25 protein-coding genes are annotated in these 24,735 nt (G+C 50.1%); 14 read left to right on the top strand and 11 right to left on the bottom strand.

All coding sequences use genetic code 11. The features are described from left to right. Positions 1 to 92 precede the first annotated feature (92 nt). The 6 genes from Q0P86_RS16880 (at position 93) to purT (ending at position 6,300) form a co-directional block, all read left to right on the top strand. Positions 93 to 449, top strand: coding sequence for an FISUMP domain-containing protein (locus Q0P86_RS16880; protein WP_367181818.1), 357 nt, complete (start codon positions 93 to 95; stop codon positions 447 to 449). After that, positions 424 to 897 carry an FISUMP domain-containing protein gene (locus Q0P86_RS06765; RefSeq protein ID WP_367181819.1) on the top strand — a complete coding sequence of 158 codons (474 nt, stop codon included), beginning with the start codon at positions 424 to 426 and terminating at the stop codon, positions 895 to 897. Before Q0P86_RS16880 ends, Q0P86_RS06765 begins: the two co-directional genes overlap by 26 nt. 35 nt (positions 898 to 932) lie before the next feature. Beyond that, positions 933 to 2,003, top strand: a complete 1,071-nt coding sequence (locus Q0P86_RS06760; RefSeq protein WP_295038297.1) for a hypothetical protein — start codon at positions 933 to 935, stop codon at positions 2,001 to 2,003. A gap of 328 nt (positions 2,004 to 2,331) precedes the next feature. Then, the gene (locus Q0P86_RS06755; RefSeq protein WP_295038294.1) at positions 2,332 to 3,885 is read left to right on the top strand and encodes an InlB B-repeat-containing protein; all 1,554 of its coding nucleotides are present in this window, start codon (positions 2,332 to 2,334) and stop codon (positions 3,883 to 3,885) included. Positions 3,886 to 4,130: 245 nt separating this feature from the next. Further along, positions 4,131 to 5,066: a magnesium transporter CorA family protein gene (locus Q0P86_RS06750; protein WP_294112426.1), complete on the top strand. Its 936-nt coding sequence runs from the start codon at positions 4,131 to 4,133 to the stop codon at positions 5,064 to 5,066. Between the two features lie 49 nt (positions 5,067 to 5,115). Continuing rightward, positions 5,116 to 6,300, top strand: coding sequence for a formate-dependent phosphoribosylglycinamide formyltransferase (gene purT, locus Q0P86_RS06745; RefSeq protein WP_295038291.1), 1,185 nt, complete (start codon positions 5,116 to 5,118; stop codon positions 6,298 to 6,300). A 41-nt stretch (positions 6,301 to 6,341) separates the two neighbouring features. On the opposite strand, the gene Q0P86_RS06740 is transcribed toward purT, so the two are convergent. Beyond that, a complete protein-coding gene (locus Q0P86_RS06740; protein WP_295038288.1) occupies positions 6,342 to 7,106 on the bottom strand; it encodes a 16S rRNA (uracil(1498)-N(3))-methyltransferase in 765 nt (254 codons plus the stop codon). Between the two features lie 430 nt (positions 7,107 to 7,536). Between Q0P86_RS06740 and Q0P86_RS06735 the strand changes: the two genes are divergently transcribed. Both Q0P86_RS06735 and Q0P86_RS06730 read left to right on the top strand, forming a co-directional pair. After that, entirely contained in the window at positions 7,537 to 8,337 is an 801-nt protein-coding gene (locus Q0P86_RS06735) for an HAD hydrolase-like protein (protein ID WP_290992207.1), read from the top strand. A gap of 19 nt (positions 8,338 to 8,356) precedes the next feature. Then, positions 8,357 to 9,334, top strand: coding sequence for a hypothetical protein (locus Q0P86_RS06730; RefSeq protein ID WP_295038284.1), 978 nt, complete (start codon positions 8,357 to 8,359; stop codon positions 9,332 to 9,334). Between the two features lie 97 nt (positions 9,335 to 9,431). On the opposite strand, the gene Q0P86_RS06725 is transcribed toward Q0P86_RS06730, so the two are convergent. Continuing rightward, the gene (locus Q0P86_RS06725) at positions 9,432 to 10,127 is read right to left on the bottom strand and encodes an FISUMP domain-containing protein (protein ID WP_290992212.1); all 696 of its coding nucleotides are present in this window, start codon (positions 10,125 to 10,127) and stop codon (positions 9,432 to 9,434) included. An 85-nt stretch (positions 10,128 to 10,212) separates the two neighbouring features. Further along, positions 10,213 to 11,034 carry a phosphatase PAP2 family protein gene (locus Q0P86_RS06720; RefSeq protein ID WP_294112431.1) on the bottom strand — a complete coding sequence of 274 codons (822 nt, stop codon included), beginning with the start codon at positions 11,032 to 11,034 and terminating at the stop codon, positions 10,213 to 10,215. Between the two features lie 55 nt (positions 11,035 to 11,089). Between Q0P86_RS06720 and Q0P86_RS06715 the strand changes: the two genes are divergently transcribed. Further along, positions 11,090 to 12,037, top strand: a complete 948-nt coding sequence (locus Q0P86_RS06715) for a metalloregulator ArsR/SmtB family transcription factor (protein ID WP_294112432.1) — start codon at positions 11,090 to 11,092, stop codon at positions 12,035 to 12,037. A 51-nt stretch (positions 12,038 to 12,088) separates the two neighbouring features. Here Q0P86_RS06715 and Q0P86_RS06710 read toward each other — a convergent pair whose 3' ends face one another. Beyond that, positions 12,089 to 13,213, bottom strand: coding sequence for a DUF3300 domain-containing protein (locus tag Q0P86_RS06710; RefSeq protein ID WP_294112433.1), 1,125 nt, complete (start codon positions 13,211 to 13,213; stop codon positions 12,089 to 12,091). Between the two features lie 247 nt (positions 13,214 to 13,460). Between Q0P86_RS06710 and Q0P86_RS06705 the strand changes: the two genes are divergently transcribed. Beyond that, complete coding sequence (locus Q0P86_RS06705) at positions 13,461 to 15,233, top strand: CotH kinase family protein (RefSeq protein ID WP_295038277.1); 1,773 nt, start codon at positions 13,461 to 13,463, stop codon at positions 15,231 to 15,233. Between the two features lie 61 nt (positions 15,234 to 15,294). Here Q0P86_RS06705 and Q0P86_RS06700 read toward each other — a convergent pair whose 3' ends face one another. From Q0P86_RS06700 to Q0P86_RS06690, 3 genes are read right to left on the bottom strand one after another with little or no spacing between them, the layout of a single operon-like run. Next, positions 15,295 to 15,564, bottom strand: a complete 270-nt coding sequence (locus Q0P86_RS06700) for a hypothetical protein (protein WP_290992224.1) — start codon at positions 15,562 to 15,564, stop codon at positions 15,295 to 15,297. Between the two features lie 11 nt (positions 15,565 to 15,575). Next, complete coding sequence (locus tag Q0P86_RS06695; RefSeq protein WP_295038274.1) at positions 15,576 to 16,265, bottom strand: hypothetical protein; 690 nt, start codon at positions 16,263 to 16,265, stop codon at positions 15,576 to 15,578. Positions 16,266 to 16,273: 8 nt separating this feature from the next. Next, positions 16,274 to 17,095, bottom strand: coding sequence for a YgcG family protein (locus Q0P86_RS06690; protein ID WP_295038271.1), 822 nt, complete (start codon positions 17,093 to 17,095; stop codon positions 16,274 to 16,276). A 231-nt stretch (positions 17,096 to 17,326) separates the two neighbouring features. Here Q0P86_RS06690 and Q0P86_RS06685 point away from each other — a divergent pair, with 231 nt between their 5' ends. Further along, positions 17,327 to 17,968 carry an alpha/beta hydrolase gene (locus Q0P86_RS06685; protein WP_295038268.1) on the top strand — a complete coding sequence of 214 codons (642 nt, stop codon included), beginning with the start codon at positions 17,327 to 17,329 and terminating at the stop codon, positions 17,966 to 17,968. 119 nt (positions 17,969 to 18,087) lie between these two features. Beyond that, on the top strand, positions 18,088 to 18,921 hold the full coding sequence (locus Q0P86_RS06680) for a transporter substrate-binding domain-containing protein (protein ID WP_295038265.1): 834 nt from the start codon (positions 18,088 to 18,090) through the stop codon (positions 18,919 to 18,921). Here the strand turns inward: Q0P86_RS06680 and Q0P86_RS06675 are convergent. From Q0P86_RS06675 to mraY, 3 genes are read right to left on the bottom strand one after another with little or no spacing between them, the layout of a single operon-like run. After that, entirely contained in the window at positions 18,918 to 19,805 is an 888-nt protein-coding gene (locus tag Q0P86_RS06675; RefSeq protein WP_295038262.1) for a lauroyl acyltransferase, read from the bottom strand. The genes Q0P86_RS06680 and Q0P86_RS06675 overlap by 4 nt on opposite strands. Positions 19,806 to 19,840: 35 nt before the next feature. Further along, positions 19,841 to 21,175 (bottom strand): UDPGP type 1 family protein, encoded by a 1,335-nt coding sequence (locus Q0P86_RS06670; RefSeq protein WP_295038259.1) that lies wholly within the window; start codon positions 21,173 to 21,175, stop codon positions 19,841 to 19,843. A gap of 3 nt (positions 21,176 to 21,178) precedes the next feature. Further along, positions 21,179 to 22,327 (bottom strand): phospho-N-acetylmuramoyl-pentapeptide-transferase, encoded by a 1,149-nt coding sequence (mraY, locus tag Q0P86_RS06665; protein WP_294112441.1) that lies wholly within the window; start codon positions 22,325 to 22,327, stop codon positions 21,179 to 21,181. A gap of 187 nt (positions 22,328 to 22,514) precedes the next feature. Between mraY and Q0P86_RS06660 the strand changes: the two genes are divergently transcribed. Beyond that, on the top strand, positions 22,515 to 23,003 hold the full coding sequence (locus Q0P86_RS06660) for a hypothetical protein (RefSeq protein ID WP_295038256.1): 489 nt from the start codon (positions 22,515 to 22,517) through the stop codon (positions 23,001 to 23,003). Between the two features lie 34 nt (positions 23,004 to 23,037). After that, positions 23,038 to 23,700 (top strand): LysE family translocator, encoded by a 663-nt coding sequence (locus Q0P86_RS06655; protein ID WP_295038252.1) that lies wholly within the window; start codon positions 23,038 to 23,040, stop codon positions 23,698 to 23,700. Here the strand turns inward: Q0P86_RS06655 and Q0P86_RS06650 are convergent. Continuing rightward, positions 23,695 to 24,654, bottom strand: a complete 960-nt coding sequence (locus tag Q0P86_RS06650) for a bifunctional oligoribonuclease/PAP phosphatase NrnA (protein WP_295038250.1) — start codon at positions 24,652 to 24,654, stop codon at positions 23,695 to 23,697. The two genes, Q0P86_RS06655 and Q0P86_RS06650, sit on opposite strands and share 6 nt — an antisense overlap. Positions 24,655 to 24,735 lie beyond the last annotated feature (81 nt).

Below are 24,735 nucleotides of genomic sequence, written 5' to 3'. Positions count from 1 at the left end.
CCATCCGCATACGACATACAAAACCCTGCACTTTCAGTGCAGGGTAGTTTATTCCATCGTTTTTATTGCCTAGTTCGTCTAGTTCCTCTGCTATGACCATTTGGGACTACATGGATCTGTGGAGTTCTAGTTCTAGTTCTTCATTAAGTGATAATGTTTTAGTTGATTCTCGTGACGGGCGAATCTATAAGACTGTAACTATAGGAATGCAAACTTGGATGGCGGAAGATTTGAAACTTGAGTACAATCATGGGTCGGCTACGAGTTTTTGTTATGAGACTACTGATTTTATTAATGGTATTTATGATTCTTTGTGTAGTGAATACTATGGAAGAGTTTACACATGGGCTGCTGCAATGGATTCTGCCGGAATATACTCATCAAAAGGTGGTTGCGGGTATCATGTAGTCTGTTCTTTAGTGAATCCTGTTTCGTGGTATTTGTCCTGAAGGCTGGCATTTACCCTCAGAAGCGGAATTTACTGCTTTAAGAGATTATGTGGGGGATGATTATGAGGGTTCCAACGGAGGTACCAAATTAAAGGCTACAGCAGGTTGGTGTGGTGCCGGTGGTAATGGGGTGGACGAATTCGGCTTTTCTGCTATACCAACACCAAACCGTAGTGCAAATGGAAACTTAGACATCAATTTCATTTGCACTAAAGCTGTTTATTGGGGCGCTTCTCAAGAAATTGCGACTGAAGAATGTTATGGCTCAACTTGTAAGATTTATAATGATCCTTTTAAGAAGAGTGGATGTACCAGTCTAGGTTGTCCTGAATATTTCGATGCCAGCATAAATGCCGTTGGTATGTCCTTAAGATATGATTGGCATGGTGTGATCTTGGGCTATACTGATAAAAGAGCTGCATATTCGGTTCGTTGCATCAAGGACTGATCTTTCAATTCATGAATTTTTAGGAGACTTTAGTGATGAAAATGCTAAAAGTATTAACAATGGTATTCTCGTTGGCAGCGGTTGCTCTTGCTGCCGACTGGACTGGTTCTGCGGTGGAACCGGAAAATATGAAAAAGATAGATGGCAAGGCGTTCTATGTCATCACTACGGCAGATGAATTAGCTTGGTTTGCTGCCCAAGTGAATTCTGGAAAGTCTGTTAATGGAGTTCTGTCTGCCAATATTACATTAGGAACGACATACGCATGGACTCCGATTGGCAAGGATTCCACAAAAATGTTCCAGAATGTCTTTGATGGTGGCAATTATACCATTACAACTCCATATACGACAACTGGAAATTTTGCGGGGCTATTTGGCGTTATTGGGGCAAATGGCGTTGTGAAGAATGTTAAGGTGGCAAATCCAAGCATTACTCATACACGTAATGGAGGTGCTATTGCGGGTTTTAACAACGGGTTGATTGATAATGTTGTTATAACTGGTGGCTCGGTGAATACAACTTCGGATAGTGCTTATTCGGGAGGCGTTGCGGGACGGAATAATGGAACGATTTCGAATGGTCAAAGTAGTGTCTCTATTACAAAGAGTTGTTCAATAAAAAGTATATCTATTGGTGGAATTGTTGGGGAGAATCTTAAGTCGGCTGTAATTATGTCGATGATAAATAGTGGCTCTATGACAGGTTGTTTGTTGAGCTATAATGATAGTAAAGGACATTCTTATGGTTCAATGAGTTTCCATTACATCGGAGGAATTGCTGGATATAATGCTGGGAATGTGATAAAAACGGAAAATGTCGCAACAATCAGGGATTCCATAAATGGAGGCAATTATGGTAAGGTTGATCGTCTACATACAGGTGGTATTACGGGGTATAATGTTGGTACTGTTGAAAGGTCAATAAACAAAGGAAACGTACATAATGGAATTTTCGATCGAGGGCTTAATGACTATGCTGGGGGTGTTGCTGCCTACAATGCGGGAACGATTAGGGAATGTGAAAATAGAGCGAAAGTAGATTATTATCTATCTAATAATGTTAATGTGAATATCTATTCTGTTAGGAGGAATATCTGCTTATAATAAAGGAATTGTTCAAAATTCATTGAATATGGGAGAAATTACCTATAGTCAGTATCTTGCGGGTGGGACTGCAGCATATTCACATAGTGGCTATTCTGGGGGTGTTGTTGCGACTAATGATGGTTCAGGTGCAATTATAAAGAATAGTTTTAGCATATCGACTGTTATAAAGGCTTATTCCGCCAAAGGTGGCATCGCTGGTCAAAATCTAAACTCCGCCCAAATCATCAACTCCTACTATGATCAAACCTTGTTATCTAGTGTCTCTGCGCCTGTTGGCACTCAGTCTGCTACAATGACGTATTCCGGTGGCAAATCTACGGCAGATATGAAAAAAGATCAGTTCGCATGGATTTTGAATACGACAAACGGAACTACATCAAATAGCGGTGCGTGGACTCGAGGAACGGATAGCTATCCGACTTTTGCAAATGAAGATTCCTTGGCGATTCGCAAGGTGGTGTTTGATGATGATGGAACCACAAGTAACCGTTACACAAACTACAAGGGGCAAGTCTCATTCCCTGAAGATCCTGAACCTGCCGATGGTTACATTTTCAGTGGCTGGTATAATACGGATGAAATCAAGGTCAAACCGACAACGGTGTTTACAGTTGACCAAACTGTAAAGGCTATTTACACTGATGCAAGCGATGTCTTTTGGACTATCAACTTTTATAATGCAGCACCAGCCGATACATTGCTGGAATCCAAGTCTTATCAGCACGGTAGCATTGTTGCTTATGGTGGTGTTGCTCCGACGCTTGCCTCCACTGCACAGTACTCTTATACCTTCAAGGGCTGGGATGTAGAACCCACGAATGCCGTAGAAGATTTTGACTATCATGCTGTTTATGATTCTACGATTCGTTCGTACACGGTTACTTTCAATAATGCTGATGGCTCCAAAATTGAAAGTGCTACCTTTGAATATGGCAAAATGCCTAGCTGCAGCAAGACTCCGACTCGTGAAGCTACTGTCGAATGGAAATATTCACATAAGGGTTGGAAACCGGCTCTCGATTTCGTGACCGAAGACGCAAGCTATTTGGCAATTTACGATTCCGTCAAAGTTAAATACAAGGTAACATTCATGAACGGAACCTCTGTTATCGACACGCAGTCTGTTGCGTATGGCGAAGCCGCCGTTGCTCCGACGAATGTGACTCGCGAAGGTTACAAGTTTGTGGGCTGGAATACTTCTTTTGCAAAGGTGACGGAAGCCTTGACTGTCAAGGCATTGTTCGAAGAATTGATTATCCGTACGGTCAATGTTGTTGATGTTGATGGCGATAAGATTGTGAACACTACTGTTGAAGATGGCGAAAAGTACACCTTGCCTGAAGCTCCGAAAAAAGAGGGCTATACCTTTGATGCATATTACGATGGCGATAAGAAACTTGGTGTAGCGGGTGATGAAATCTCTGTGACCGCAAACATCACGATTATTGCGAAGTACATTGAGAATCCCAAGAGCAGTTCAAGTTCTGCTGTTTCCAGTTCCAGTCAGCAAGAGATTACTTCGTCATCCTCGACTCCGCGCAATGACGAATCCAGTTCGTCGAATGTTTCCTCTTCGTCGTCCTTGAGCGAAACCGCGGAATCCAGTTCTTCGGCTGTCCTTGACGATACAAGTAGCTCTAGCGAAGAGACAACGCCGATTGTTGTGGGCGCAGCACCACAGTTCTCGGTGATGGTGAACGGTCGTAGCTTGCAGATTTCGGCTGCTCGCATCGGGGGTGCCTACGCACTCTTTGATATGCAGGGCAAGGTTCTGTTGCAGGGACGTGTGCAGACAGCGAACTTTGAAATTCTTGTGATGAGGGCCGGTAGCTACCTTCTGAAGATTGAAAGTACAACGCAGAGGGTGAGCGTCAGGTAAAATTCCGGGGTTTTAGGGGGCTGGCCCCCCTAGGCGAAGGGGTAACGGCAGACACGGCGATGACCAGTCCGCAAAGCGAACATTCGTCGGTCGAAGCCCGAGGCCATGTGAGCGTGCGGATCTGGTGAAGCCGGGGCTAAAGTTAGGGGGAATCTTCCCCCTTTTTTGTCGTTTTTCTTTCGTTTTTCGTCTCAAGTCTTTCGTCTATTTACTATCTTTACCCCCGTTCGATAAAGGGGGCTCCTATGCTCAAGAAGTACTACAAGATCGAATCGGGTCGCCTCGCTAGCGCCCCGAACGAAGACAGCGCCGACATCGTTATGATGGGTTCCTTGAGCCAAGAGCAACGAAGTGTGCTCGTTAAAGAGTACGAAATCACTGAACATACCATAGCTTCCGCATTCGACTCGGACGAACTTTCCCGTATCGAGTACGACGACGACTTTACGACCATCGTGTTCAAGAAGCCGAAGAACTATTCCGCGAGCGACAACTTCCAGTTCCGCGTGGAATCTTTCGGTATCTTCATCTTCAAGGACTGGGTGCTTTTGCTCACCGACTCCGACATCCCGGTGATGGACGAAAAGCGCTTTTCCAAAATTGACAGCTTGAACACCTTTGTGCTGCGCGTGTTGAGCTACGCCATCTTCCACTTTAACGAACACTTGAAGATTATCAACCGCATTAACGACGAGTTGGAACAGAAGCTGCGTACGGCCATGGAAAACAAGTACCTGCTTTCGATGTTCAGCTTGAACAAGGGCTTGATTTACTACGTGAGCGCCTTGAACAGCAACGACACACTCCTGAAAAAGTTGCAGATTGGCCGCAGCCTGAACTGGACCGAGAGCGAACGGGAACTGCTGGACGATATCGTCATTGAAAACCGTCAGAGCTTGCAGCAAGCTGAAATCTACGCCAACATTTTGACGTCCATGATGGATGCCCGCGCAAGCGTCATCAGCAACAACGTGAACACGCTAATGAAGAACTTGACGATCGTGACGATTTCTATTTCGCTCCCGACGTTCTTCGCAAGCTTGTTCGGCATGAACGTGAAGCTGCCCTTTGGTATGAACGGCGACGCGACGGTCGGTTCGCCGATGGCCTTCTGGCTGATTATTGCGGTGTGTATTCTCTCGGTGCTTGTCTTTATGGCCTTCTGGATGCGCCGCAAGTAAAAGGCCGGCGAACTTTACCTATATTATTCCTAAATCAAGGAGTTTTAGTATGGCAGAAATCGGTACACCTCTAAGTTCTAGTGCAACCAAGGTTCTTTTTTGCGGGGCCGGCGAACTGGGTAAAGAAGTCATCATCGAAATGATGCGTCTCGGCGTCGAAGTCATCGCCGTGGACCGTTATGCCAACGCTCCTGGTATGCAGGTGGCTCACCGTAGCCATGTCATCAACATGCTCGATGGGGCTGAACTCCGCCGTGTGATTGAACTGGAAAAGCCGGACTACATCGTTCCCGAAGTCGAAGCCATTGCGACCGATACGCTCGTGGAACTTGAAAAGGAAGGCTACAACGTCATTCCGACGGCCAAGGCTACCAAGCTTACTATGAACCGCGAAGGTATCCGCCGTCTGGCCGCCGAAGAACTCGGCATCAAGACGAGCCCGTACCGTTTCGCTGATAATTTTGAAGATTTCAAGGCGGCAGTCAAGGAAATCGGTATTCCGTGCGTGATCAAGCCGGTGATGAGTTCCTCGGGCCACGGCCAGAGCATCATCAAGACCGAAGCCGACATCCAGAAGTCCTGGGATATTTCTCAGCACGAAGGCCGCACGGGCCATGCGAGCCGCGTGATTGTCGAAGGCTTCGTGCCGTTCGATTACGAAATTACCTTGCTCACGGTTCGCCATGTGGCGGGCACGAGTTTCTTGGAACCGATCGGCCACCATCAGGTGGGCGGTGACTATCAGGAATCTTGGCAGCCGCAGCCGATGAAACCGGAACTGTTGGAACAGGCCAAGGTGATTGCAAAGAAGGTCACCGACGCTCTCGGCGGTCGAGGCATCTTTGGCGTGGAACTTTTCGTTTGCAAGGACGAAGTCCTGTTTAGCGAAGTGTCTCCGCGTCCGCACGATACCGGCATGGTGACTTTGATTTCGCAGGACCTCTCCGAATTTGCGCTGCACGCTCGCGCCATTCTTGGCTTGCCCATTCCGAACATCGCTTTCCATGGCCCGAGTGCCTCGAAGGCTATCGTCGTGGACGGCAATTCCGACCACGTGAAGTTCGGTGGCCTCGAAGAAGTGCTTGCAGAACCCGACACTGCGCTTCGCCTGTTCGGCAAGCCCGAGCTCAAGGGCCACCGCCGCCTGGGCGTGCTGCTTGCCCGCCGCGACACGGTGGAAGAAGCCAAGGCGCAAGTTATGGCCATGCGCGAAAAAGTCAAAGTGTCTTTGTAAAAATCACGTCATCGCGAGGGGTGAAACCCCGCGGTGATCCATTACAGTATTTTTCCTAAAGCAATAATCGCGGCAGTGCGCGCACGCAGGCGCGTGTTGCCGAGCTTCAGCAAGTGGACCTTCCCGTTTTGGAAGGTCTTTATTGCTTCTATTTCGCGTGGCGAGAATCCACCTTCGGGACCTACTAACAAAGTAATCGGCATTGCATTTTTATTGGAGCTCTCGTTTGCGCCCGAGTTGTCGCTGCTAGCCGATGCGTTGTCTGATGCGCTTAAATTAAGTTGGCGATCCCCGTCGATGTCGCAGAGAATCAAGTCGCCCTTATAGGATTCGAGCCATTTGTCGAATTCGACGGGGCCTTCGATTGCGGTCATCCAGGCTTTCTTCGATTGCTTGAGGCTCACGAGGCTCTTGAGCTCTGCGCGGCGCACGGTCTTTTTTAAGTCGGAGTTCTTGGGCTCCTGTGAAAAGTCCGTGCGCAAGAAGATAATCTTGTCTATTTCGGTCTGAGCCGCATGGAATACGACTTCTTCCAAGGCGTCGTCCTTGAGGCATGCAATCCCGAGCGACACCTTGGGCCGCGGGTTTGTCGCCTCAATAACCGTATCGACTCGCACCTGGCATGCCTTGGCGTCGGCCACCTCGATGAGCGCATCCGCGTAATGCCCCACGCCATCGGACAGCTGCAAGACATCGCCGCTACACGCCCTGCACACGCGCACGGCGTGGCTGCTCTCGTTCTCGTCAAGGGTAATGGTGCCGACTGAAATCAGCGGGCAATAAAAGCGGCTATCAGGAGTCTTCATAGTTGTAAAAATAAAAATGTTTTATGCGGAACATCATCAGTTGAATGGCGTAAAGTAGAGATGAAATGTCTTGGAAGCCTTTAAAAGTACCTATAAACCGAGTCGGTATGGAACTTTTATAGGTCCGACAAAGATTGTATTTTTCGACCGTACCTATAAAAAACATAAAAACGCTTTGTTTATAGGTTCTCTTTTCATAATTTGTGTACAAACTAATATGGAAATACCTATAAAACCGTGCCGGTGAGCAGCATTTATAGGTAGCAGAATGTCTTTTATTTGTTGTTCTCCGTTTTTTGTTGCAAAATACATCCGTTTTGTACCTATAAAAAAGCTGTAAGTTCTTTATTTATAGGTACAAGTCGATGAAAAAGGGTCTTTAAACTCCTGTTCTTTTTAACATTGTCCTTGAATTGCTATATTCGGTCACATGCAAAAGCGTTGCCCCGTAAAAGCCGTCGTATTCGATCTCGATGGAACCCTTTACCTGAGTGGCCGCCCTTACCCGAAGGCGGTCAAGACGGTTTGCCGCGTGGCAAAGCAGGTGCCAGTCTACTACTTGAGTAACAATACCAGCAAGTCGCCGGTCTTCTACGAAAACCGCCTCAAGGTCATGGGACTCCCGCTCACCGACGATGCCATTATCTCGGCGCTGTACCTGTCGCTCGATGCCATCCATGAAGAAGGCATCAAGAATGTATTCTTCTTTGCAAACCCCGAAGTCACGGAATGGTTTGCCGCACAAGATCCGACGCTCAACCTGCGCCCGGACGTTGCCGATACCGAACTCGTGCTGATTGCCTACCATAACAGCTTCGACTACCGCGAACTTTGCGAACTCTCGTTTCGCGTGCAGCGCAAGATTCCGTTCTGGGTTACGCACACCGATTTTGTCTGCCCCGATGCCAACGGCCCCGTGCCTGACATTGGAAGTTTCATGGCTCTTCTCAAGACGGCCTACGGCGTAGAACCCGAACGTAGTTTCGGCAAACCGAACCCCGCCATGCTCTCGGGACTCCTAAAGAAATTCAAGCCTGAAGAAATCCTGTTCGTGGGCGACCGCCTGTATACCGACTTTGAACTCGCCAAGCGCAGCGGCTGCCGTTTTGTTCTCCCGCTCTGTGGCGAAACAAAACAGCAGGATTTGGACAAGCTGATTGACAAACCCGAGTTTGTCGTCGATATGGTAAGTGATATAGACTTTGAATCATTCTTCAAGGGTGAAATCTGATTTTATAAATGGAGAAAATATGATCAAGCACTTTGTTAATTCCGGAATCCTGGGCGCCTTCGCCCTGGTGTCGTCTGCGGCCTTGGTGGCTTGCGGCGACGACAGCTCCAGTTCTGGCGTTTTCAGCATGGAAAGTTCCTTTGAAATGGTATTGTCGAAGGCGAAGTACTCCTACAACAAGAAGGATTCCACGCTCAAGCAGGTTTACCCTGTCTGTAAGGAAGGTACTCTCGGCAATCTGGTGGGCCCTATGGATGCCGACGAATGGGATACGGTGACCTACAAGGCTTACGAGAACAAGGGTATCATCACTCTTAGAAAGGGGGCCGAAGAAATCAAGTACAGCTTGGATGACGGTGCTTTCCCGAGGGGCTTCTGGGCGGATCCTGATTACGATTCCAAACCCATCCAGAACGGGCTCCGCTTCGAAAAAAAGGACTTGTTCAAGAAGGTCATCCGTTATGACGGCAACTGCCTGATGAAGGACTACTACTCGTTGTTCCGCAACGGTGTTCCTGCCTTGGAAAATATGGATGCGACGCTTGCCGCTTTCTATGAACGTTTCCAGGCGGACGGAGCGAAGGTCGAAGAAAAGCAGATGCTTTCGGATATCCGCGCCCTGAACTGTAGCGAACTTTCAATGTATGACGGCCTTGTAAAGCTGAAGGCTGAAAACTTCAAGTCCTCTTCGGGTACGATCAAGGTTACTTATGCCAAGCGGACTTGTAACGTTTCTTTCCAGCTGCGCTATGCCTACGAACAGAAGGATTGCGAAGCTGCTTATGAAGAATACAAGAATGATACCAAGGCTGCCCCGAAGTTTAATTTCGACGATTACGACTTCGACGTGACCTACACCGGCAAAGATGACGAGTATTGCCTTGACTACCTGATTCTGGACCTCAAGAAAGACAAGGGTATTCCGACGACAAAGTCGATCAAGTCTGCTGATTTTGCCCGCGGTGTCGTGAAGCTGGTGGTCGACGGACTTAAGTAACTGGGGTCAACCCCTTAAGGGGCTGGATGACAGAAAGGAAACATATAAAGAAAGCCTCCCTTGGGAGGCTTTCTTTATGGAGGGATTTGAAAGATCGTTAGCGGAGGTCTGCCACGCAGCGTACGTAGAGACCCTTGGAGAGACTTTCGTCGGTGCGGTTGATGCTGTGGGCGACGCTACGGAATTCCCAGGAACGGGCGGTGTTCTTTTTTACCTTGGAGGCAGACCAGTAGTGACCAGTATTGTCGCCTTCGCAGTAGCCGTCCCAGTCCTTGCAGCCACCCTTACCCAGGTTGTTCCAGTCAAGTTTGGACTGGTCTTTCTGGTAGTCGCGCCATTCACCGTCGTTGGGAAGGTGCCAGCCGTTGGGGCATGCCTTGGTGGCCTCTTTGTGGCTGTAGAAACGTCCGAATTTTTTGCAGTTGCCTTCGTCTTCGAGCAGGCACTGTTTGGGAGTAGAAAGGCTGAAGGCGAGGTTGTTCTTCATCCATGCCTTGTCGCCCTTGATTTCGACCTTGTAGGTCTTGCCGTCGCGCTTGTCGGTCAGCGTGTTGCCGTCTTTGGAAATGTTCTTGCTTTCGAGGGCGATGGCGAAAAGTTCTTCTTCGGAAAGGTTCTGTTCGATCGGTTTAATCTTCGCTTTCTTGCTGGAGTGCGTCATGTGGGATTTCTTGGCAGAAATCTTGGCGGCCTTGTGCTGGCCCATCTTGGGACCTGCGGCGAAGGACGTGCCGCAACAGAATGCCATAACGGCAGCCGCAGCGACCAGTCGATTGAAGTTAATTCCAAACATTACTCGCACTCCTTGTGGCGGAATTTACCGTCTACACTATTGAATATATACAGGAGTTTTCGAAAGCGAATCTTACAATTTTATGTTATATACGAAATGTGATTCCCGCTACACCCGGACCGGCCCAAACTGAAAAGTTTTCGTTACGGTCCCGGTGCAATTCCAGGATTCCGATGCTCACGCCCGTTCCCACGAGCGCTCCTACGATGACATCGGTTAAGTAATGTTTACCGGCGGCGACTCGCAACATGCTTTCGAGGCCGGCAAGAGAGTAGGCGGTTACTCTGACGATTCCTTTGTATGGTGAATTCGGGTAAGTTGTCCTGAACCATTCGTCGGTAAATGTGGCGACGGTAAAGGCGGTGGTGGCATGCCCCGAAAAGAACGACCCGTAGGCTTCCGGCTTTGCTTTTTCGGCTTTTTCCTTGCCGGCTTCGGTCCCCGAACTTGTCGAAGGGGCGTACATGTAGGGGCGGGGCCAGATTTCGAGCGAACGCATGGCCACGTTGATCCCGTTCCCGATTCCGACAGCTTGCAGGAGCATTACGGTAAAGGTGGCGAATTCAGCTCCGGTAGAGTTTCCGTTGTACCAGGCGATGCCCCCTATCGCTAGCGGAGCAACGGCCAAAACGGAACCGATGTCGCTTACCTTGTCGGCCGTTTCGCTATAGCGGCCGGCCAGGGGCTTGTCCCAGGGCAAAAGGTCATCCTTGTCTTTCAGTGTTTCGGGGGTATCCATGCGGGAATAAAGGAACATCCCTATCCCGAACATACCGCCTGCGGCCAAGGTCGCCGGTAAATCGTTTTCTAGGCTCAGTTTGTATGTAGGGCGTTCTGCTTCGGAAGCCTGGGCGAAACCAGTCAGGAGCAGAATGCCTACAATCAGTGACCTTTTGAAAAATCGCATACAGCCCCTAAGCTAAAAAAATTATATTGCTTCAAAGAAAACGAATGGAGCTTTTGTGGCTGAATCTTTAAGTAATCGCGAACCGATCGTACCTAGCATGGACCTGTTTGGAGCCATTTCCGATGAAATGCGCCTCAAAATCCTGTTACTTCTGGACCAGGCAGAATTTACCGTCAACGAAATCAAGGACATCTTGGATATTCACCAGAGTAATGCGAGCCGACATTTGGCGAAACTTTCTGCGTGCAACCTTCTCAAGGACCGTCGCGATGGCATCAAGGCGTATTACCGCCTGAGCGAGGAACTTTACCTGAGCACCCGAATGCTCTCGATGATTCGCGATGCTTACGAGGCTCTTCCGGATAAGGATATTCTCAAGTGTCGCGCCGCCCAGGTGCTCGAAGACCGCACCGACAAGACCAAGGGACAGATTCACAAGCTGGACCAGGCGGGGGGAAGCCTCAAGGCGCAAATCAGCCTGTTCGGTCGCCTCATGTATCCGTTCGAAAACGCGGTTGATGTGGGCTGTGGCGAAGGCGGCGACCTCACGCTGATGCTTTGTCATCGTTGTAAGCACGTGACGGCACTCGACTACGACCCGCAGGTGGTGAGCGGCCTCCAGAAAATCTTGAAGCAGAAAAATATCCTGAACGTGACGCCCAAGGTGGCCGATATGGTGAATACAGGGCTTCCCGACAATTTTGCGGATCTCGTCCTGATGAGCCAGGTGCTTCACCATGCAACGGATCCGCGCTTGGCCCTTAAGGAATCGGTGCGAATCCTCAAGCGCGGGGGAACTCTTGCACTCCTTGACTTGGCGCAGCACAAAGAAGAATCCTTCCGCACCACGCACGGTCACATTTGGCTCGGCTTTGAACGCAGCCAACTCGAGTTTTTCGTGAAGGAACTCAACTGTGAAGTTGTTTCTAGCGAGATTATCCCGAGTGAAAACGAGGTCGACAAGAAACTCCCCGTCATTTGCCTGATTATCCAAAAAAAGTGACGCACCTTGGATTAGGGCGTCACCTACGATAGTCCTATTTTCGCGACAGAATCACTTTCTCATACTTCTTCCGAAGCCACCTCGTGAGCTTCCGTTTGAACTGCTACGGTTTGTTGAACCGTTGCGGTCGCTGTTCCTGTCGCTGCTGCGAGTGGCGGTGACGTTGCCGTACGTTTGTCCGTGGCTTTGGTTATGGTAATCCTCCTGCCAGCTGTTGTTCTTGACGTTTGCCGTTCTGGAAACGGGGACGCTTGACGGGGTGTAGGTATGTTGCGGTTGTGGAGCGTAGGAGTGGCTTACGGGCGCGTTGCGGTGGTTCATTGGGGCCTTCGCCGGTTTGCTAGGCGGAACCGCGTAGCGGTCGCCCCTGGGCGGCGGCGGAGCGTGACGGTCGGTTCGTGGAGGGGGCGGCGCGTAACGATGCGGCGGGTGGCGCGGACGGGGCCTGTTGTGGTACCAGCGGTAGTCGTGAACGTAAATCAGGTGCGTATCCCATTCGAACCGGCTGCTGTTCCAGCCCCAGGGATCGTAGTAGCTGCCGATCCATACGCCGGAGCGGTAACGCAGTCCCGAATAACCACTGGAATAGGTGTAGTAAACGACGTGCGGATTGTAGACTGGCACGTAGATGTATTCTTTTTGCACGGGCTCGATGATGATGGTCTTTTCTTTAATAATCTTGACCTGCTCGTTGCTTTGCAGGTGTCCGTGTTGGTAGGCGGCGTTTCGCATACGCTGCACGGCATCCATCACGGCTTCCTTTTGGCTGGCGACGGCGTCACCTAGCTGATCGGTCCATACCTGATACCTGGCCATGGTGGCAAGGACCGTCGGGAAGGGAATAAGAGCCTGGACGCTTTCGTCGTAGGGGAGGTCTTCCAGTTTGATTCTTTCGGCAAGTTCCTGCCCCTTGAGGTTCTTATGCTGGTTGGCCCAGTCAGATGCTCTCGGAATTTCGTCACCATGAACAGAGGCGGCAAGTACCTGCACCAGGAGGGGATCCGGGTAGAGGGCGATGGTCGAAACGAGCGTATCGAGTTCCGCTGGCGTAAATTGCTCCTGTGCGCGGGTTGTGCCCGGCAGGCATAGAATGGCGGCAATCAAAAAACACAGCCAGGTAAGACTGGCGTTGAATGGAAAGGCGGAAACTTTTTGAGCCTTTGATTCGGTAAACATGATTTACCTCCTGTAGCTTTTATCAGCTACTATTATACAAAAATTTTACATTGTTGGCTTGTATACGCCTATTTTGATGCCTAGACCGCCCTGATAGTTGCCCTAAACAGATTTATCCAAGGTGGATATAAAAGTTTTTACACAACAAATGCCGTGGTGTTGTAAAATTACACAACGCGTAAATTGATTTTAACGATATTTTTTACACGTTTGGGTGTATTTTTATATTATCCAATTTGGAGGTTTTATGGGCTATTGGGCTAAAGTCATTTATGCCACGGTGCTATTGGCGTCTTTTTCACTTGCGCAGACCTACGATCTGCCGATTGTGTTCATTGATACCAAGGGCGAGTGCCTCGATCAGAATGTGACCGAGAAAATCCCTGCCACCATGAAGGTTCTTGATGGTGCCACGAACAATGTGGCCGACAGTGCCAAGGGAACCCGCTATGACATCGGTATCAAGGTTCGTGGGCAGTCCTCGGCCAAGTTCCCGAAACCGGGTTACAGCATCGAAGTCCGCGACGAGAAGGGCGAAGGCGTGGATGTAAGCCTGTTTGGGCTTCCTCCTGGTGATGACTGGGTCTTGCATGGCCCGTATGTGGACAAGAGCATGATGCGCAACGCCCTTGCCCATTGGCTATTTAGGCAGGCTGGGCATTACAGCCCCCGCACCAGGCATTTCGACTTGTATATCAACGGCGTGTACCGCGGCGTCTACGTGCTCATCGAAAAAATCAAGCGCGGCAAGTATCGTGTAAACGTGAGCAAACTCAAGGAAACCGACATCAGTGGCGACGACGTGACTGGCGGCTACATCTGGGCGTTCGATAAGACGGGTACCAATACCGGTGGCATGGGCATGGAAGATATCAACAAGGAAGGTTTCAGCACGGCGGATGGCTTGAATGTCATCATGCACTACCCCAAGAAGGAAAACCTGCAAACTCAGCAGCAGGCCTACCTGAAAAAATATCTGGAAGATCTCGAAAATCTGTTCAAGAACGGTAAGAATGGTAGCGGCTACGAAAATTATGTGGATATGACTTCTGCGCTGGACTACGTGCTGCACGAAGAAGTGACCAACAATTCCGACTCCTACTGGTGCAGTTTCTTCTTGCACAAGCCCAAGGACAGCAAGGGTGGCAAGGTGACTCTTGGCCCGGCTTGGGACTTTAACCTCGCCATGAGTAACGGTGGCGGCATGGGCTCGACATCGACTGACGGCTGGCAAATCGAGAATCCTCAGAAACAGGGTCAGGGTGGAATGATGATGATGGGTGGTGGTCTGAAAGCCCCTAATTGGCTTATCGGCATGTGGAAGGACAGCCTTTATCAGAGTGAATTGAAAAAGCGCTGGGCGGAACTCCGCAGCGGAGTGTGGCATACCAAGACGATGGATGCGTACCTGGATTCCATGAAGGTCTACATCACCAAGGCGGCTGACCGCAACTTCAAGCGTTGGCCTAACCTGGGACAGGGTAGCGGACAGGGAGATCCCGATCCGGAGCCGATGAAATATTGCAGCAACCAGAACCAGGGCGGCCAAAACCAGAACCCGTGGGGAATGTGGGGTGGCGGCATGGGAGGTGGCCTCGCTATGGGTGGCAATAATGCAAACACTTGGGACGGCGAATTTGAACACCTTCGCAAGAAGATGAAAGAAAGAATGCAGTGGATGGACCGGCAACTCGGATTTACCGAACCTGCGCAGCCCATTGTGACTGAGCCCGTGATTCATGATCCGGATTGGCAGAAGGATACCATAACGCAGTCAAATTACAGGAATGTTCAGATGGAAAATCTGAGCAGACTTTCTCCGACGAACTACTTTGCCGTGAATGGAGACCATCTCGAAATCCAGACGAGTCTGGGCGGAATGTTTGCCCTTGTCGACTTGAACGGAACGGTGCTGTACAAGATGCGAATTGGTAAGGGAATCACGACCTTGAAGGTTCCAGCCAAGGCGATGAACAGGCATTGGATTGCGATGCTCAACGGAAAAATGTTGAGCAAATAGTAGTACAAAAAATGAATATCTGAATTCAATTCCGAAATCTGGATTCAGAAGTCCGGATTCGCTATAGGTAATGCTTGACCTTGTTTACGGGGTCAAGATTTTCTTTTGGCGGCTTCGGAACATAGATCTTCACCGCATAAACATAGTGGTCCGTTTCGACGAGGATGTCGCCTTCTTGTAGGTCTTCGTTGACATCCACTTCGATTTCTACGCCGTCCTTGGCGATGCGACGGATGGAATGTTCCTTAAGCTCGTGCCGTTCGAACAGAACATCGATAACTTTCTTGTAGGTACCGTGGTGGGTGGTCCCTAGAATGCTGTTGCAGATCATGCTTTCCTCGTTTACACTACATCCATCGAGTCCACAAGGTTCACGATGTCGGTGACGGTCGCAATATAGTTATTTATGCTGTCGAGGAAAGCCTTTTCGTTTCGGCTACTGATAGGAGCCTTGAGCGAAGGGTATTCGTTAAAGATCTGCTGGTGATTTTCGGGGTAGGTGCGGAGGTTTAGGTAGTGGACCCCGTACATAATCGGGAGCAGCGTTGCATTGGCACGGGCGAAAAATCCGAGCGGGTTCCTGCTTTGCTGGATGTAGAGAAAAGCTTTGCGCAGGTGGATCAGGAGCCCGCGCAGTTCCCGTTCGCATTCCAGGCGCAGGCATTCCAGGTTCGGCTCGTAGTTGGGGAGCGGCTTTGCACCGGCGAGAGCGACATTCCTGTTTGCAATGTGCAGGAATTCTAGCGGGAAGACGTCTTCGGAGGTCTGGATTTCTTTAAGGGTGAAAAAGTAACGGAACTCCACATTTTCTTTCTTTGCGTCATTCAGCAATTCCTGCAACGGCTTGATTTTTTCGGTGGAATTGTCTCGAAGGATGAAGCTCACGGTCCAGGGGGTTTCAAGAGCGTTGAAACCTTCTACGAGTCCGTCGCCATGGATAAATGCCGAAACCAGGTTGTCACCCAGAGCCTGCATCAACATGCCCGGCCATTTGGATCTTTGCAGTTCTACGATGCTCAAGTTCTTTTTCATAATCTACCTTACCAAAGGTCGTCCCTTTTACCGAATCGTCCTATTCCGTTGCCGAACGAAGATCCTTCACCAATTCCGCTGCTGAATCCTCCGCCGAGTCCGTTTCCGAAACCGCCTCCGAAACCTCTCGGGGAGCCGCCGAATCCTCCGCCGAATCCGACTTCTGCTTCATCTTTTTTCTTGTTCTTGATGGCGCCTCCGAACAGGAACCAGAGAATGCCGTTGCCGCGGCCTCCGTTGAATTTGGCCATGAGGAGCAAGAAGAATACAAAGAGGATGAACAGGATCATGAGTGCGGGAACGCTGTTTTCGCTCAGCTTGTAGGGCGTGGCATCGATATCAAGTTGTTTCCCCTTGGCTTTGGCGCCCATCTGGGCGAGTGCGTAAGACAGGGAAAGAATTCCTTCGCCATAGTTGTATTCGCGGAATGCCGGAATCAGTGTCTTTTGCTGAATCTTGGCGAGAGTCTTTTCGTCAAATTTTTTTTCTAGAGCTGGCGTGACGACAATGTTCTTCCAACGCTGCTTCTGGGCGACAAAGATCATGATTCCTTCGGCGGAGTGTTTGCCGAGGTGCCATTCCCTAGCGGTATTCTGGGCATAGAGTTCACTTTTTTCGAACTGGTTCACGTGTCCGATGTCGTCTAGCAGGACGCAGGTGAGTTCGATGCCTGTCTTTCGGTAGAGTTCGTCCGTAAGGCTGTTGAAAAGGCTAGTCTCGGATGCATTTAATAAGTGATTGTCGTCGTAGATGTTGCTTTCGGAGGGCCTTTGCGGGTATCTAGGGGCTTCGGTCGATGTTTCTGCCCATGCGGAAAGCGCAAGGCTCAAGCAGAAAAAAATGAAAAAACGAAAAATGAATTTATTTCTCTGAAACATCACCTTGAAAATATAATGTTTATCGCAAAAAAGTGGACTATGAACTTTATTTTTCATTCAGAATATTCCACATTGGAATATGAAAAATGGACGAATTTGAATTTTTTTTCTGAGAATTGTTCCATTTCTAAAAAACTCTGTATATTTAGGAATGTATTACGAACAGAATTCTAGGAACGTGTTATGAAAGAAAAATGGATATGGCTCCCGGATTTTGCCTCGGATATGGGGTTGTGGGAAGACGAACTGGCGACGGTGTCGCCAGAGGCGGACCATCTTTTTGTTCCTTACGAAAAAATGGTTTCGTATTTAGATCATTTGTATGGAGAACCGGACCTTGCCTCGGCATCGACTGTCGTAGGTTGGGGACTGGGTGCTTTTGCCTTGTTGAAGAATGCTGCTTTCCGGCCTAAGGGACAACGCTGGATCCTGCTGTCTCCTTTTGCGGATTACTGTTCCGAAGAAAGTGAGTGGACGGCAGAAAATCTCTCCTTTATTGCGCATCAAACACTGACAGCGTCGGATGCGACGATCAATGCATTTTATGAGTTGCTTGAAGATGAACTGGGGGAATGGCAGGACGACTGGTTGAAATGTGCCAAACGCATAAAACCGGAGGCGTTGCGCTTGGGACTGGAGTACATGGCGAAGAATCGCATTGATTCCTTGATTGATACGGCAGGAGGTGGCGTACAGGTCCTCTATGGTCGCATGGACCGGGCGGTTCCTCCATCGATGACGATTGCCTTGGCCGATTTTATGCCTGGAGCGGAGTTCAAGGAACGTCCGAAGGCGGGACATTGGCCCCCGATGCTCCTATTTTAGCGGCAAATCTTGACAAAATTACGCTAGAAAAGCTTTTTATGATGCCATCGAAACCTCTTTTGGGGTTTTCTTTTGCTATATTGAAATTGATGTAAGTATATTGTGAGGCTTATGTAACGATGAGAGCGAAGTGTTTTTTGGGGGTGCTGATTGCGTTTTGCATTTGCTTTACGGGATGCGGAAAGTCCAATGTCCCGGAAAATCGTGTCTTTGCAATTAATGATTTAACGAATAAGAAGGTCGGTGTACTGGAGGCGAGTACCGCCGAAGTTTATGCAGCCGATTTTGGTGGCGATACAGCCAAGCTTCAGGTGGAAAAATATCCGACCCTGGAAGAGGCCGTCCAGGCGCTTCGTCGTGGCGATGTAGATGCGGTGTTGGGTGACGATGCCCCGGCTTCTGTCTTTGAAGGCAAGTACCAGTCCCTGCGTATTCTTGATGAAGTCTTTATGGAAGAATCGTATGCGGGAATTGTTGCCAAGAAGAATTGGGGCCTGCTTGATACTGTCAATATGGCGCTCATCCAGATGCGGACGATGGGTGTCTATGATTCTATTTTTGCATCGTATATCGGTGGTTCGGGCGATTATCATTATAAACCTGATTCTGCGAGTGGCCCAGTATTGAGGATTGCGACCAATGCCGAGTTCCCTCCGTACGAGTTCCGTACCGAAAGCGGTCCCCAGGGAATTGATATCGAGATTGCGCGCTATATCGCGGATTTTATGGAACGTCCGCTTGAAATTGTCGATATTGATTTTGATGAAATTATTGCCGCAGTGGATTCTGGCAAGGCCGATATTGGGCTTGCCGCATTTTCGGTCACGGAAGAACGCGAACGGATCGTAAGCTTTACGGACCATTATGCGAAATCGAAAATCGTGGTGATCGTGCGCAGCGGCGAAGAAGAATCTACCTTGCAGCGCATCAAGGACACCCTGTTCGGAGACTAGCGGAAGTTTCCGTGGTAATTCCAGCTCCATTGTTCTGGGTGCTCGGATATCCAGGATTCCATTTCTTTTGCGATACTTGAGACGAGCGCGCTATGCTCGTCTTTTTGCAAGTTGTTGCCCGCGAGCGTTTTGTCGAATCGGGGTGGATAGTATTTTTCGAATCGGATGACGATGCGTTTTTGTGGTGCGTATTCGGTCCAGGTGCGGAAAAGAACGATGCCTGCGCCCATCTCGTTCACCTTTTGTGGAAGGCGCAAGTACAGCGTGCTTTTTTGTCCAAAGAGTTCGACGGAATTGCCCTTGGTGTTCTTGCCCTGGTCGAAAACCATCGCGAGGATTCCCTTGGTATGGAACAGGTCACGGATAAGTTTTCCTGTTTCTTCGGGGTGGTATTCGGTGAGATGCGGATCGCTGCGGAGATCCTTGAGAACTTCGCGGAAGGATTCGTTGCCAACGGAATCGGTAATCAGGTGCACGTGCTCGCTGTAGCGGCAAAGAGCGCGGTGCAGCAATTCAAATGCTCCTTGATGAATACTGATGCCTGCGATGGGCTTTCCGTTCTTGGCGCATTCCGCTATAGCTTCGCCGATGATTTCTTCGTTTTCGTAGACGATTCGGCTTTCGACACTTTTGAAGCGTGCGAGCCCCCGGTATGAATCCAGCGCGTTCCAGAAAATGCCTTTGAAAACGTCACGGGCGCAAATGCCTGTTTTTAAATAAGCCCTTGAGCGAGCAAGGTGCTTTACCGTGCGCCCGTAAGCGCGCTCGGTATGCAGCGCCTTGTAAATCGGAAAAGCAACTGCAAAAAGTGCCGAATAAAAAATATCCGGCATTCGTAACAGGATGTTCACCAATGTATTATATGCGATGAACTTTACTCGCATAAGGCAATTCCGAATTCTGAATTCCGAATTCTAGATTATTCATCGAATTCCAGAATATTTCTTCCGAGTTCACGTTCGAACACGCGACGGCTGAGACTTTCGCCTGCATAGCTCAGTGTGGGCGAGACTTCGTACAGTTTGTTCGGATTTACTTCGATGTGGGCCTTGCGCAACCATTCACGGTGAAGTCGGCCAATCATGGTACGTGCAGTCTTCGGGGAGTCGTTTCCTTCGGCGTTTTTCACCGGAGAAAATTCCTCTTCGCGCACCACACCAAACGGCATCATCGTGCCCAGCTGCGGGAAGGCGTCGAACAGGAACTGCTCGAACTTCCAGCATTTTTCGATGCCGCAAACGGTCTTGCGGGCCGTATGCCACGGGAGTTTGCTTGTCTGCAACTTGCGCAGTCCCTCAAGCTTGAACAGGTGAATGGCAATGTTTCCGCCGTCGAAAGTGAGGCTTCCGTCAGCGTTGGTCATATCGCGGTAGCTTTCGGGCAAGTCGCTGTATTCGACGACACCGGGCTTGCCGTTCTGCAAGGCGAAGATGCCCACTTTTTCGTTGGGTCCCGCCTTGTGCACCACCTTGGATGCCGACATGCTGCGGCCTTCGCTCGCGAGTGCGCCAATAAAGGCGGGATCGCAAATGCGGCAGAGGGCGTTGTCGACGCTGTAAAGGAATACGTAGCGAACGCCTTTTTCAATCAACCAGGCGAGAGTTCCGCTTTGGGCGAGCGCCCTAAAGCATCCTCCGTTTCCATCGGGCACCAGAGCCAAGCGGTTGTTTTCGTCGACGACGGCCTTCCCGTTCGGGTCGAGCGCACAAATCGTGCCTTGTTCAAAGAAACGGATGTTTTCGCGGGCGTAACCGAAAAAGTTGTGCTCGGTAAAGAAGTTGACGGTCGCTTCGTGGTTCAGCGGACTCGTCATGATGCACCACGGAATCGCATAGCCTACTTGGGCGGCCAAGTTCTGCAAGCGTTCTGCCTGCAGCTGGAAAAGGCTCTTGTGGCTCGGAAGACCGATGTCGAACATACCCTTCGGACCATCGAAACCGAGGCGAGAACCTTGACCGCCTGCCACGAGGAACGCGGCTACCTGACCTTTGCCCAAAAGTATTTCGCCGGTCTCTTTCCAAAAGTCGTAGCGCAAGTCGTCAATCGCGGTTTTGAACGGCATCGGTTTCAAGTCTCCCGACACGTTGTCTTCCAGCGAGGCGTTCGATTTTTCGGTATAAAGAGCCTTCAACTCTTCCCAGTCCTGGCTGGCTATGTCGCGCTCCAAATGCTTGCGGGCATCGCCGCTCAAAGATTCTAGCTTGGCGACCAGCTCTTGCTGACCCGCCGCATTCAAGGATTCAATAATGTTCATATTTTACCTAATGCCGAAGAAAATCACCATGCTCACGATGAGCGCGAAAATGCTGATGAGGTGCATGCGCCACACGATTTTGGAATTCATGAGCGGCTTGCTCGGGAAGCGGCCTTCCCACTTCTTTTGGAAGTGGTGGTGGAGAGGTGCGCAAAGGAAAATGCGCTTGCCTTCGCCGGTGGTTTTCTTGGTGAACTTGAACCAGCTGATCTGGAGCAACACGGAGCAGGCTTCGGCGATGATGATGATGCAGACGATGGGGAGGAATAGCCCTGCCTGTACCAGAATAAACATAATACCGATAGCGGCTCCAAAGCCTACGGAACCGGCGTCGCCCATGTAGATTTCGGCCGGAGGGCTGTTGAACCACAAGTAGGCGAGGAGTGCGCCTGCAATCGACATGGCAAGCGGGAACAGTTCGTCGCAGCCGGGCAGGTACGGAACGCTCAGGTACTGGCTAAAGATAAAGTTGCCGCTCACGTAAGCTACGAGCCCTACGAAAATCATGCTCGAAAGAATCGGCACCGAAACAAGACTGTCGAGACCGTCGGTAAAGTTGGTGCCATTGGCAGAGGCGGCGATTACAAAAGTCATGAATCCGACGAAAACCCAGTTGGGCAGGTGAATCTGGAACACGTCGATGGGGCAGAAGGGAATCGTCAGGTCGCCCTTGAGTTCGGGAATGAACTTGTAGCAGAAGATAGCGACGACCAAGCTAAACAAGAAATAGAGGAAAAGTCTAAGGCTGCTAGAAATACCGTCGGCCTTGTCCATGTAGTCGGCGGCCTTGAGTTTGCCGAGCTTGATTAGGCGCTTGGCCTTGACTTTGGCGATGTCGTCGATGGCACCCACGGCAGAAAACGCGGCTAGCACAATCAGAGTCGAAATGGTGTAGCCGTTCATCTTGCACACCAGGAGTGACACGATTTCTACGACAATCACCAGAAGCAGACCGCCCATAATCGGGGGAGACTTGGATTTACCATCTTTATCGAAGTCGGAAGTTGCATCAAGGCTCTGGAGCTTTCGAATGTAGATCGGCATGAAGGTCATGACGAGGATGATGGAGAGCATGGCGGCGACACCCGCACGGAATAGACGACCGTCGAAAAGGTCAATGCTAGTTAAATGATAAAGCCACTGGCAAAGCATGGATAATTCAGAATTTGGATTTCGGAGTTAGGAGTTGTAACTCAGATATATTCACAAAGTGAAAAATCATAAAAAGGTGCACGAAAAACAAGCAGGACATGATAAAAAATAAAAATAAAGTTAGCGATAGGAATGATATCAAAAAAAATAATGTTGTAGAACTCGGATTTTTGCTAAATTATAGGGCATGAGTGAATTCCATATTGACTGCCCCCATTGTGGTACATCCTTTGACGCTCAAATCCAAGGGGATGGCGCCAACATGATGGTGTTTTGCTGCGCCCGCTGCAAGACCCCTTTGATGTATTTCCATGGCGAAGTTGCCGAGTTGGATCGCGAAGAATTTGCCGGACTCCGCAAGAAACTGAGTCGCGCGATAGACGCCGTTGTCAGCAATGGTGGTGCTATGGGTGCTGTGGCCGAGGCCCTCAAAAAGATGGTCGATGCCTCCGAAGCCCTGGCTGAAGAACGATCCGAAAAGGGTGATCGCCTGCCTAATCCGCGTGCGGGGTCTGCTCCATCGGAATTCGACGCCGCTGCAGAAAACATTGCTGGAGCCATGGCCCCGAGTGCGCCGGAAACGGTTCAGCCGGCGGTCATTTCGGACGATGTGCTTTCGGACTTGCAGAAAGACCTCGACGAACTCGATGTCGATAGTTTCTTGGACAAGCTATAGAAATCAACCATCTACAGCCAATTTCCTACAGTCTATGCTAGAATTCTTTATTGCTGCCTTGGTGGTGGGAATTGCCCCCGGCCCAGATAACTTATTTGTATTGGCGCAAAGTGCGACCCACGGCGCCCGTGCCGGTTTTTGCGTGATTTTGGGACTTTGCACGGGTATTGTGATTCAGGTAGGCTTGCTCGTGGCTGGGGTGTCCGCCTTAGTCGCTGCAAGCCCGAAGGCGTTCTTTGTAATGCAGTGCCTGGGGGCGGCGTACTTGCTGTATTTGGCCTACAAGAGCTTCCTGGTCCGTGCCGGCACGGTTGCTGCTGGCGAGGCTTCCGAGTGTCATCCTGAGCGGAGTCACGAAGTGACGGAGTCGAAGAATCTGGGAGAGGCGCGTCTTTCCGGTCGCAAGCTTTACCTGCGCGGAATCCTCATGAACATTTCGAACCCGAAGGTGATTCTCTTTTTGCTTTCGTTTATTCCGCCGGCAGTTCGCCTGGAGCGCCCCATTCACCCGAGCCTGCAAATGGTAATTTTGGGCGCTGAATTTATCGTTGCGACGTTCGTTGTATTCGGCTCCGTCGCGTTACTTGCGGGTGCCGTCAAAAAGTTCTTGCTGAATAGCCCGAAAGCGAACCGCAACCTCAACTGGTTCAGCGGTGTCGTATTCGTGCTGCTTGCGGTTGCCTTGTTCGCGCTATAGTTGCTTTTCAACCAGCTTCAGGATTTTCTCGATAGTGATTTCAGGCGCATCGCTGGTGTCGCCACCGGCGGCACGGGTGTGGCCGCCTCCGCCGAATTCGCGGGCGATGGCGTTTACATCAACTACATAATTGCTGCGCAGGCTGATCTTGTACTTGCCGTTCACGGGGTACAGGAATAAGGCCACTTCGGTGCCGCCGACTTCGCGGATGGTGTCGATGACATTCGAAAGTTCAACCGGCGTCACGTCGAAACGCTGCATGTCTTCGGGGGTGATGTGGGCGTAGACCACTTTACCGCCGAGCCCGAGTTTGCAGTTTTCCATGACGAATCCGGTCACGAGCGTCTGCTTGTAGGTGCGCGTATAGTAGGTCTCGTTCACGATTTTCGCGAAGTCAACGCCCTTTTCGATTAAGTCACCGACCACTTGCATGGTGCGCTTGCCGGTGCAGCTGAACTTGAAGGCACCCGTGTCGTGCACGATTCCTAAGTACATGCTGTTTGCCGCTTCTTTTGAAACCTTGCTCCTGTCGAGGCTTACGTAAAGCACTTCGCTTGCGGAACTCGCTTCGGGTTCCACCAGGTTCAGGGTGCAAAGGTTCAGCGGGTTTGAAATATGGTGATCGATGTTGATGGTCTTTTTCGCGGCCTTGATGCATTCGGTTCCATTTGCACCCACCCGTTCAAAGCTCGGGGTGTCCATCAAGAAGGCCAAATCGTAGGGCTTGCCGCCGTTGCTTTCGGCAGTCCAGGCGGAGCGGGCGTCGCTTGCCCCGCGAAGAATTTTGTAGCTGTCGGGGAAGTTCTCAAGATACAGGTCCACGCTAATGCCCGGACAGTTGTCCTTGATGTAGTTGTAAATGCCCGTGGTCGACCCCACGCAGTCGCCGTCCGGACGCACGTGCCCGAAAATGGCTACAGTTTTTGCTTCGCTCAAAAAATCATCGATTCTCATATCGATGAATATAGAAAAAGAGCTTAGAGTTAGAGCATTCCTTTCTTATCTAAGCTCTACCAATAGTTGTCCCGAATTTTG

The sequence above is a fragment of the uncultured Fibrobacter sp. genome (assembly GCF_946062555.1).
In the GTDB taxonomy this organism is placed as follows: domain Bacteria; phylum Fibrobacterota; class Fibrobacteria; order Fibrobacterales; family Fibrobacteraceae; genus Fibrobacter.
Note: the sequence above shows the minus strand (reverse complement) of the source record. Positions and strands in the feature narration are given on the sequence as shown.

Excerpts from the sequence above, each read along its gene's own strand:
- Q0P86_RS06735 (WP_290992207.1), top strand. The coding sequence starts at position 7,537 with ATGCAAAAGCGTTGCCCCGTAAAAGCCGTCGTATTCGATCTCGATGGA.
- Q0P86_RS06705 (WP_295038277.1), top strand. The coding sequence starts at position 13,461 with ATGGGCTATTGGGCTAAAGTCATTTATGCCACGGTGCTATTGGCGTCT.
- Q0P86_RS06675 (WP_295038262.1), bottom strand. The coding sequence starts at position 19,805 with ATGCGAGTAAAGTTCATCGCATATAATACATTGGTGAACATCCTGTTA.
- Q0P86_RS06695 (WP_295038274.1), bottom strand. The coding sequence starts at position 16,265 with ATGAAAAAGAACTTGAGCATCGTAGAACTGCAAAGATCCAAATGGCCG.
- mraY (WP_294112441.1), bottom strand. The coding sequence starts at position 22,327 with ATGCTTTGCCAGTGGCTTTATCATTTAACTAGCATTGACCTTTTCGAC.
- Q0P86_RS06700 (WP_290992224.1), bottom strand. The coding sequence starts at position 15,564 with ATGATCTGCAACAGCATTCTAGGGACCACCCACCACGGTACCTACAAG.
- Q0P86_RS06680 (WP_295038265.1), top strand. The coding sequence starts at position 18,088 with ATGAGAGCGAAGTGTTTTTTGGGGGTGCTGATTGCGTTTTGCATTTGC.
- Q0P86_RS06670 (WP_295038259.1), bottom strand. The coding sequence starts at position 21,175 with ATGAACATTATTGAATCCTTGAATGCGGCGGGTCAGCAAGAGCTGGTC.
- Q0P86_RS06685 (WP_295038268.1), top strand. The coding sequence starts at position 17,327 with ATGAAAGAAAAATGGATATGGCTCCCGGATTTTGCCTCGGATATGGGG.
- Q0P86_RS06725 (WP_290992212.1), bottom strand. The coding sequence starts at position 10,127 with ATGTTTGGAATTAACTTCAATCGACTGGTCGCTGCGGCTGCCGTTATG.
- Q0P86_RS06740 (WP_295038288.1), bottom strand. The coding sequence starts at position 7,106 with ATGAAGACTCCTGATAGCCGCTTTTATTGCCCGCTGATTTCAGTCGGC.
- Q0P86_RS06760 (WP_295038297.1), top strand. The coding sequence starts at position 933 with ATGAAAATGCTAAAAGTATTAACAATGGTATTCTCGTTGGCAGCGGTT.
- purT (WP_295038291.1), top strand. The coding sequence starts at position 5,116 with ATGGCAGAAATCGGTACACCTCTAAGTTCTAGTGCAACCAAGGTTCTT.
- Q0P86_RS06655 (WP_295038252.1), top strand. The coding sequence starts at position 23,038 with ATGCTAGAATTCTTTATTGCTGCCTTGGTGGTGGGAATTGCCCCCGGC.
- Q0P86_RS06650 (WP_295038250.1), bottom strand. The coding sequence starts at position 24,654 with ATGAGAATCGATGATTTTTTGAGCGAAGCAAAAACTGTAGCCATTTTC.
- Q0P86_RS06730 (WP_295038284.1), top strand. The coding sequence starts at position 8,357 with ATGATCAAGCACTTTGTTAATTCCGGAATCCTGGGCGCCTTCGCCCTG.
- Q0P86_RS06720 (WP_294112431.1), bottom strand. The coding sequence starts at position 11,034 with ATGCGATTTTTCAAAAGGTCACTGATTGTAGGCATTCTGCTCCTGACT.
- Q0P86_RS06755 (WP_295038294.1), top strand. The coding sequence starts at position 2,332 with ATGAAAAAAGATCAGTTCGCATGGATTTTGAATACGACAAACGGAACT.
- Q0P86_RS06710 (WP_294112433.1), bottom strand. The coding sequence starts at position 13,213 with ATGTTTACCGAATCAAAGGCTCAAAAAGTTTCCGCCTTTCCATTCAAC.
- Q0P86_RS06660 (WP_295038256.1), top strand. The coding sequence starts at position 22,515 with ATGAGTGAATTCCATATTGACTGCCCCCATTGTGGTACATCCTTTGAC.
- Q0P86_RS16880 (WP_367181818.1), top strand. The coding sequence starts at position 93 with ATGACCATTTGGGACTACATGGATCTGTGGAGTTCTAGTTCTAGTTCT.
- Q0P86_RS06750 (WP_294112426.1), top strand. The coding sequence starts at position 4,131 with ATGCTCAAGAAGTACTACAAGATCGAATCGGGTCGCCTCGCTAGCGCC.